This window comes from Kineococcus auxinigenes, assembly GCF_050871525.1.
Lineage (GTDB): Bacteria > Actinomycetota > Actinomycetes > Actinomycetales > Kineococcaceae > Kineococcus.
Map to the genome: position 1 here is coordinate 1 of NZ_JBKBCT010000111.1, position 8,559 is coordinate 8,559.

At 76.8% G+C, this 8,559-nt stretch carries 7 protein-coding genes; 4 read left to right on the forward strand and 3 right to left on the reverse strand.

All coding sequences use genetic code 11. The features are described 5' to 3' along the window. The first annotated feature begins 165 nt into the window (after positions 1-165). From ACRYR9_RS18955 to ACRYR9_RS18970, 4 genes are all read left to right on the forward strand, one after another. Positions 166-1,023 carry an NAD(P)H-binding protein gene (locus ACRYR9_RS18955; protein WP_432498877.1) on the forward strand — a complete coding sequence of 286 codons (858 nt, stop codon included), beginning with the start codon at positions 166-168 and terminating at the stop codon, positions 1,021-1,023. 67 nt (positions 1,024-1,090) lie between these two features. Continuing rightward, positions 1,091-2,014, forward strand: a complete 924-nt coding sequence (locus tag ACRYR9_RS18960) for an oxygenase MpaB family protein (protein WP_432498874.1) — start codon at positions 1,091-1,093, stop codon at positions 2,012-2,014. A gap of 102 nt (positions 2,015-2,116) precedes the next feature. Further along, positions 2,117-3,751: a methyl-accepting chemotaxis protein gene (locus tag ACRYR9_RS18965; protein ID WP_432498871.1), complete on the forward strand. Its 1,635-nt coding sequence runs from the start codon at positions 2,117-2,119 to the stop codon at positions 3,749-3,751. Positions 3,752-3,801: 50 nt separating this feature from the next. Further along, positions 3,802-4,881, forward strand: a complete 1,080-nt coding sequence (locus ACRYR9_RS18970) for a sugar ABC transporter substrate-binding protein (protein WP_432498868.1) — start codon at positions 3,802-3,804, stop codon at positions 4,879-4,881. Positions 4,882-4,954: 73 nt separating this feature from the next. Here ACRYR9_RS18970 and ACRYR9_RS18975 read toward each other — a convergent pair whose 3' ends face one another. From ACRYR9_RS18975 to ACRYR9_RS18985, 3 genes are all read right to left on the reverse strand, one after another. Continuing rightward, on the reverse strand, positions 4,955-5,392 hold the full coding sequence (locus ACRYR9_RS18975; RefSeq protein WP_432498866.1) for an OsmC family peroxiredoxin: 438 nt from the start codon (positions 5,390-5,392) through the stop codon (positions 4,955-4,957). 79 nt (positions 5,393-5,471) lie between these two features. Then, positions 5,472-6,599, reverse strand: coding sequence for a PP2C family protein-serine/threonine phosphatase (locus ACRYR9_RS18980; RefSeq protein WP_432498864.1), 1,128 nt, complete (start codon positions 6,597-6,599; stop codon positions 5,472-5,474). 96 nt (positions 6,600-6,695) lie between these two features. Then, positions 6,696-8,309 (reverse strand): DEAD/DEAH box helicase, encoded by a 1,614-nt coding sequence (locus tag ACRYR9_RS18985; RefSeq protein WP_432498862.1) that lies wholly within the window; start codon positions 8,307-8,309, stop codon positions 6,696-6,698. Positions 8,310-8,559: the final 250 nt, after the last annotated feature.

The window sequence follows — 8,559 nt, forward strand, 5'->3', positions numbered from 1 at the left end:
GTGATCTTGAAGCGTAGAGAACTCCATGATCACCGGGGCCCGTGCTCGCCTGGGTCCGTGACACGCCAGACCCTCACCGAGTGCTTGAGCCACCCTGCCCGGTCCGCCTACTGCCGGTCGCTCTTAGTGCTTTCGAAAGCACAGCACCCACCTGAGGAGAGCGCCATGACCACCTACGCCGTCACCGCCGCCAGCGGGCACCTGGGGCACCTCGTCGTCGAGGAGCTCCTCGCCCGCGGCGTCGCCGCCGGGGACGTCGTCGCCCTCGCGCGCACGCCGCAGAAGGCCGCCGACCTGGCCGAGCGCGGTGTGCGGGTCCTCCGCGGCGACTACTCCGAGCCGGACACCCTCCGCGAGGCGCTCACCGGCGTGGACCGGGTGCTGCTCGTCTCCGGCGACACCCCCGGGCAGCGCGTCGCCCAGCACGCGAACGTCGTCGAGGCGGCGCGGGCCGCCGGCGTGCAGCGGCTCGCCTACACGAGCCTGCTGCGCGCGGACACCTCCGGCAACCCCCTGGCACCGGACCACCGGGCCACCGAGGAGGCGCTGGCGGCCAGCGGCCTGCTCACCACCGTGCTGCGCAACGGCTGGTACCTGGAGAACTACACCGAGGCCCTCGGGCGGTACCTGGCCGCCGGGGAGGTCGTCGGCTCGGCGCACGACGGGCGCGTCTCGGCCGCCGCCCGTGCCGACTACGCCGCCGCGGCGGCGGCCGCGCTGCTCGCCGACGACGGCGAGGACCACGTCCACGAGCTCGGCGGCACCTCCTTCACCCTGGCGGAGCTGGCCTCGACGGTCTCCGAGGTCACCGGCACGCCCGTGGCGTACCGCGACCTGTCCACCGAGGAGCACGTCGCGCACCTGCGCTCGACGGGCCTGGACGAGGGCACGGCCGGCTTCGTCGCCGCGCTGGACGCCTCGCTCGCCGCCGGTGACCTGCAGACCGACCGCGACGACCTGCAGCGGCTGGTCGGCCGCCCGCTCACCACGCTCGCCGACGCCGTGCGCGCCGCCCGCGCCTGACGCCCCGACGCGCCGGCCGGTCCCGCCCCCCGTGCGGGACCGGCCGGCGGGGGCGAGGGTGGGTGCGGTGAGCACCCCGGCCGGCCAGCCGCCCCTGCCCCGCCTGCCCCTGCGCGCCGCCTTCCCGCCCCCGCCCGGCCCGGGCGTGCCCGGCGACCCGGGCGTGTGCGCGCCCGGCGGGGTGTTCCGCGCCGTCACCGCCGAGCGCGCCGCCGTGCTGGGCGGGCCGGCGGCGATCCTGCTGCAGGTCGCCCACCCGCTCGTCGCCGAGGGCGTCGCGGTGCACAGCGACTACACCGCGGGCCCGGCGCACCGGCTGCTGGCGACGCTGCAGGCCGCTCTCACCGTCACCTTCGGCGACACCGCGCAGGCGCGGTCGGCGGCGCGCGAGGTCGGCGCGCAGCACGCCCGGGTGCGCGGCGCGCTGCGCGAGGACGCCCCCGGCGTCCCCGCCGGCACGCCCTACCGCGCGAGCGACCCGCACCTGGCGCTGTGGGTGCACGCGACGCTGGTGTGGACCGCGCGCCGCGTCGCGGAGCGCTACCTCGGCCGGGCGCTGAGCGCGGACGAGCGCGAGCGGCACTGGCGGGAGTCCTGGCCCTTCGCGCGGTTGTTCGCGGTGCCGCAGGCGGTGCTGCCGCCCACCGCCGCCGACTTCGAGCGCTACTGGGACGAGGCGGTCGCCGGGCTGGTCGTCACGCCCGCTGCGCGCCGCGTCGCCGCCGGCATCCTCACGCAGCGCACCCGTCCACCCCTGCCGGGCACCGCGGCGCTGGTGCGCAGCGTCACCGCCGACCTGCTGCCGCCGTCCGTCGCGGACGGCTACGGACTGGCGCGCACCCCGGGGCGCCGCGCCGCCGCCGGTGCCGTGCGCGCGCTGCTGCGCACGACCCGCCCGGTGCTGCCGGACCGGGTGGCCCGGTGGCCGCACGCCGGCGTGGCCGAGCGCCGCCTCGCCGCGGCACCCGCCCCCGTGACCACGGCGGGGTGACGCGGGCTCGTCCCCGACCGGGCGCCTCAAGCGGTGCCGGTGGCGTGCCGATGGGGTGCGGTCACCCCTGCTCGCGGGGTGCGCCCGATCGATGGAGGCCCCTTGAGCACGACGACGCCCCCCACCGCCGCGCCCGCGCGCCGGCGCTTCGCCGACCGCTCGGTCGCCACGAAGATCGGCGCGATCGTCGTGCTGTCCTGCACCGTCTCCACCGGCCTGCTGGCCGTCGGCCTGGGCGGGCTGTCCGACGTCAGCGCCCGCACCGGCGACGTGTACCGGCAGGACCTGCTGCCCGCCGCCGACCTGGCCGAGCTGCGCGCCGGCGCCCTGCAGTCCCAGCGGGACCTGGCGAACCTGGCCCTGGCCGCCGACGACGTCGCCCGCGCCGACCTCACCGCGCGCGTGCAGGCCGACGACGAGCACGTCGACGAGCTGGTCGACTCCTACGGGGCCTCCCTGACCACCGGGGCGCAGCGCGCGAAGCTGCGGGAGTTCACCACCTGGTGGGACTCCTACCGCGGCACCCGCGACGGGTTCCTGATGCCGCTGGCCACCTCCGGCGAGGACGGCGACCGGGCCAAGTTCCAGCAGCTGTACCTGGGCAACGTGGCGATCCTGGCCGGCAACGCCGAGCAGGCGCTGCTGGAGCTGGACGAGCTGAGCGAGGAGCACGCCCAGGCGTCGGTCGACGCCGCCGCTGGCACCTACTCCACGGCCCGCACCACGATGGTCGCCGTGCTGGCCGCCGGCCTGATCGTCACCGCCCTGCTGGCCCGCTGGACGACGAACCTCGTCGTGCGCCCGCTGCGGCAGGTCGTCGACGTCCTGGGCCGCGTCGCCGAGGGCGACCTGACCGCCACCGCGGACGTCGAGCGCCGCGACGAGGTGGGCCGGATGGCGCAGGCGCTGCGCACCGCCACCGAGAGCATGCGCCGCACCGTCGCCGGCCTGGACGCCGACGCCGGCACCCTGGCGCGCGCCGCCGGGGAGCTGCAGGCAACCACCTCGGCGATCTCCGGCAGCGTCGGCGACGTCTCCGAGCGCGCCGGCACGGTGGCGCGCTCGGCGCACGACGTCAGCGGCCACATCGCCGGCGCCGCAGCCGGTGCGGAGGAGATGGGCGTGTCCATCACCGAGATCTCCTCCAACGCCTCGCGCGCCGCGGACGTCGCCGGCCGCGCCGTGGGCATCGCCACCGAGACGGGCGAGACGATGGCCGCTCTGGGCCGCTCCTCCGCCGAGATCGGCGACGTGGTCAAGACCATCACCTCCATCGCCGAGCAGACGAACCTGCTGGCGCTGAACGCCACCATCGAGGCGGCCCGCGCCGGCGACGCCGGCAAGGGCTTCGCGGTGGTCGCCGGGGAGGTCAAGGAGCTGTCCGGGCAGACGGCCCGCGCCACCGAGGACATCGCCACGCGCATCCAGGCCATCCAGGGCGACGTGGACCGGGCGGTGGGGGCGATCTCCAGCATCTCCTCCGTCATCGCCGAGATCAGCGACTACCAGGGCACCATCGCCGCGGCGGTGGAGGAGCAGGCGGCCACGACGCAGGAGATGAGCCGCCTGGTCGGGGACGCCGCGAACGGCGCCACCGAGATCGCCGGCACGATCGGCACGGTCGCGAACGCCGCCCAGGTCAGCGGCGAGGGCGCCGCCGAGTCCGACCGCGCGGTGCGCGAGCTGGCCGGGATGGCCGACCGCATGCGCGCCACCGTCGCCACCTTCCGGTACTGACGGCCGCGACCGTGCCCACCCCGACCACCCCCACCTCCGGGAGGACCCCCGTGAACCGCACCCGCCGGACCGCCGCCCTCCTCGCCGCCCTCGGCGCCCTGTCCCTGGCCGGTTGCGGCGACGACGCCACGACGGCGGCCACGACGGCGGCCGCGGGCGAGCAGCGCCACGTGGCGTTCCTGGCCCCGGCCACGTCGATGCGCGCGCTGGCGTACGACTACCCGAACTTCGCCGTGCAGCTGCAGGAGCGCTGCGGGGACTGCGTGGTCGACCTGTACACCGCCGCCGACCAGGCCGAGCAGAACCGGCAGGGCGAGCAGGCCCTGGCCGACGGCGCGCAGGCCCTCGTGGTCGTGGCGGCCGACGGGGCCGAGGCCGGCTCGCTGCTGAGGAGCGCGGACGCCGCGGACGTCCCGGTGGTGGCGTACGACCGGCTGGTGCGGGACGCGCCCCTGGACTACTACGTCTCCTTCGACGGCGGTGCGGTCGGGAAGCTCGGCGGGCAGGCGATCCTCGACGCGGTCGGCGACCGCGCCGGCGAGGGCGTCGTGGTGATGCTGCAGGGCGATCCGGGCGACAACAACGCCGGCCTGTTCGCCGCCGGGGCGCACTCGGTGCTGGACGGGGAGGTCACGATCGCCGCCGAGCGCTCGGTGGCCGGCTGGAGCGCGGACCAGGCCGAGGTGGAGATGGCGGCGGCGCTGCGCGAGCTGGGCGGGCGCCCCCTGCTGGGGGTGTACACCGCCTACGACGGCCTGGCCGCCGGGGCCCTGGAGGCGCTGACCGCCGCCGGGTACGGCGGGGTGCCGATCACCGGTCAGGACGCGGAGGTCGGTGCGCTGCAGCGCATCCTGGCGGGGACGCAGACCATGACGGTGTTCAAGGACCTGCCCGCGCAGGCCCGCGCGACCGCGGACCTGGTGGCCGACGTCCTGGCCGGCGAGGAACCGGCGACCACGACCACGACGGACAACGGCGCCGGTGCGGTGCCCACGGTGCTCCTGCAGCCGGAGGCGGTGGGGAGGGCGGAGGTCCGCTCGAAGGTCCTGGACTCCGGGTACACGACGGCCGAGGCGCTGTGCGCGGGCGCGGCCAGCGCGCTGTGCCAGGAGGCCGGGATCACCGGCTGACGCGCGCACCGCCGGCGGGGCGGGGACGCACCCGCCGGCGGCACGCGCGGAGCCGGTCAGCCCGTCGAGCCGGTCAGTCCATCGACGCGTCGAGCGTGATCTCCACACCGGTCAGCGCCTTGGAGACCGGGCAGGTCTCCTTGGCGGCCTGCGCGGTGCGCGCGAAGGTCTCGGCGTCGACGCCGCTGACCTCACCGGTGACGGTGAGCTTGATGCCGGTGAGGCGGAAACCGCCGGCCGGGTCCGGGCCGAGGGAGACGTCGGCGCGCACCTCGACGTTCTCGGGGGTGCCGCCGGCCTCGCCGAGCAGCGCGGAGAACTGCATGGCGAAGCAGGACGAGTGGGCGGCGGCGATGAGCTCCTCGGGGCTCGTGGTGCCCCCGGCGTCGTCGGCGGCGCGCTTGGGGAACGACACGTCGTAGGTGCCGACCTTCGAGCTGGTCAGCTCGACCTGGCCGGAACCCTGCTCCAGGGTGCCGGTCCAGGCGGTGCGGGCGGTGCGGGTGGGCACGGGGCCTCCTCGGGGATCTGTTCGGGGTCGCGTCCTGCCCGGTGCCGCGCTGGCGCGCCGCGCCCGGGGACCCCCATCCTCACGCCCGCGCCGCGGCGGCACCACCCGCCCCCGCCCGGTGCACCGGGGGACCGGCGGGGGCGCGCTCGAGCAGCAGCACGGCCAGGTCGTCGTCCAGGCGCCCGCCGACGTGCCGGCGCACGGCGGCCAGGAGCCGTTCCAGCCCGTCGTCCAGCTCCGCGCCCGCCTGCACGAGGGAGGAGGCCTGCGCCTGGAGGTCGAAGAAGCGCCCGGACGCGTCGCGCGCCTCGACCAGCCCGTCGGTGAACAGCAGCAGCCGCTGCCCGGCCCCCAGGGCGGTGCTCTCCACGCGCGGGTCGACCCCCAGCCCCAGCGGCGGGCCGGGGTGGCGGCCCACGGCGACCGGGTCGCGACCGGGCGCCAGCAGCAGCGGTGCGGGGTGCCCGCACAGCACCACGTCCAGGCGCCCGTCGGGGTGCACCGCGCACAGCACCGCCGTGACGAAGTCCTCCGGCCCCAGCCGCGGCTGGATCGCGGCCTCCACGCGGCGGGCCACCTCGTCCAGGCCGGTGCCTGGCAGGGGTGCGGTGTGCCGGAAGGCGGACAGGACGGCGGCGGCGGTGTGCACCGCGGGCAGGCCCTTGCCGCGCACGTCCCCGACGATCGCGCGCACCCCGTCGGCGGTGCTCACCACGTCGAACAGGTCGCCGCCCACCAGCGCGTCGGCGCTGGCGGAGACGTAGCGGGAGGCCAGGGCGAGGTCGCCCACGCGGGCGGGCACGGGGTGCTGGATGGCCGTCTGGGCCACGGCGGCCACCTGCGCGACCGAGCGGATGCGCTCCTCGCGGCGCACGCGGACGTGGGCGCCGACGACGGCGAAGACGGCCAGCGCGGCGCTGCCCGCCACGCGGACCTCACCGGTGCCGGTGCCCAGGTCGCCGCTGAGCCAGCCGCTCAGGGCGGCGACGGCCAGCACCGAGGCGAGGGCGGTGACGGCCGTGCCGCGCCACCCCACCACCAGGGAGGCCGCCAGCGGGCCCAGCGCCAGCCAGGGGACGACGACCAGGCGCTCACCGCCGGCCAGGACCTGCCCCGCGCACAGCAGCAGGACCCAGCCGAGCGCGGCGAAGACGGCCGCAGCGCTGCGACCGTCCGAGATGACTACGCTCCGAAGCCGCTCGAACACCGTGTGATTGTGCCAGGCCGGAGCAGCACCGCAGAACGCCGCAGGGCCCCGCCCCCCTGGAAGGGGGACGGGGCCCTGCGGACCTGGCGCGGGACTTCAGTCGCGCGCGGCGCTCTCGCGACGCGGGCCGCTGTAGCCGCCCTCGCGGCGCGGGCCCCCGCGGGAACCGCCGTCGCGACGCGGGCCACCGCGGAAGCCGCCGCGGCGCGGGCCGCGGCTCTCCCGCTCGGGGCGGGTGCGCGGCTTGATGACGACGGGCTCACCGGACTCGGCGACCGCGCGCACGGTCTCGTCGCCGGCGGCGACGCGCTCCACGTCGTTGGCGGTCACGCCCGCGTCCCGGTGCAGCCAGCCGTAGCGGCGGACCTGGTCGGGCAGCGCGATCGCCAGGACCGTGCCCTTCGCGCCGGCGCGCGCGGTGCGCCCCGAGCGGTGCAGGTAGTCCTTGTGGTCGTTCGGCGGGTCGACGTGCACGACCAGGTCGACGTCGTCGACGTGGATGCCGCGCGCGGCGACGTCGGTGGCCACCAGGACCCGGGTCTCGCCCGCGGAGAACGCGTCGATCGCCTTGGAGCGCTGCGCCTGGCGCAGGTCGCCGTGGATGGCCTCCGCCGGCGCACCGGCCTCGCGCAGCTGGTCGGCCAGGCGCTGGGCGCCCAGCTTGGTGCGCACGAAGAAGATGCTGCGCGCGGGGCGCTGGCTGATCTCGGTGAGGACGGCCAGCTTGTCGTGCGGGCGCAGCGCGAACACGCGGTGCTCCATGTTGCCCACGGAGTCCGGCTCGGCCGGCGCCGCGTGGAACACCGGGTCGGTGAGGAAGTCGTTCACCAGGGCCTCGACACCGCGGTCGAGGGTGGCGGAGAAGAACATGCGCTGCCCGCCGGGCTTGGTGCCCTCCAGGATGGAGCGCACGCTCGGCAGGAAGCCGAGGTCGGCCATGTGGTCGGCCTCGTCCAGGACGGCGACGTCGACCTCGCCCAGCGATACGGCGTCGCGCTCGATGAGGTCCACCAGGCGGCCGGGGGTGGCGATGAGGACGTCGATGCCGCGCGAGAGCGCCGCCATCTGCCGGCTGTAGGGCACGCCGCCCACGACGACGGACATGCGCAGGTCCAGCGCGTCGCCCAGGGGGCGCAGCGCGTCGGCGACCTGCATGGCCAGCTCGCGGGTGGGCACGAGGACCAGGCCGCGGGGGGCGCCGGTGATGCGGTGGCGCGGGCCGTTGGCCAGGCGCGCCAGCATCGGCAGGCCGAAGCCCAGCGTCTTGCCCGAGCCGGTGCGGGCGCGGCCCAGGATGTCCCGGCCGGCGATGCCGTCGGGCAGGGTGCGCGCCTGGATGGCGAACGGCTTGGACATGCCGCGCCGCTCCAGGGCGGCGACGAGCTCGGCCGGCAGGCCCAGCTCGGCGAAGGTGAGGTCGGCGACCTCGATCTGCTCGGCGGCGGTCAGGGCCTGCTCGGTCGCCGAGGGGGCGAAGGAGCGGGCGCTGCGCGGCGGGCCGGTGCGGCGGCCGCGGTAGGCGCTGCTGGGGCCGCCGTAGGCGCCGCGGGAGCCGCCCGAACCACCGGAGCGGGGACCACGGTCCTCGGGGCGGTAGTTGCGCGATTCGCCGCGGAAACCGTCGCGGTCGGAGCGACGGGAGCGGTCGCCCCAGGAGTCGCTGGAGGAGTCGTTGCGGGGAGAGCGGTACGAACGGTCGAACTCAGGCATGCTGGAGGGAACTCCACGTGGTTCGGCGGCCGCTAAGGCGGTCCGCCCCCAGGCGCGGGCGCGCACGGTGCTGCGCGCAGAAGCTGAGGGATGAGACTCAAGCGACCTCACGGGCGACTCGCCCGCTGAGTGGACGGCATCAACACCGTCACACCCAGCCTAACAGGCCGGCGCTCACCGCCATTCCCCGCGCCCCCTCCCCACCCCGCCCCCGCCCCGCGGTGGTCGAGGAAGTCGCGACTTCCTCGAC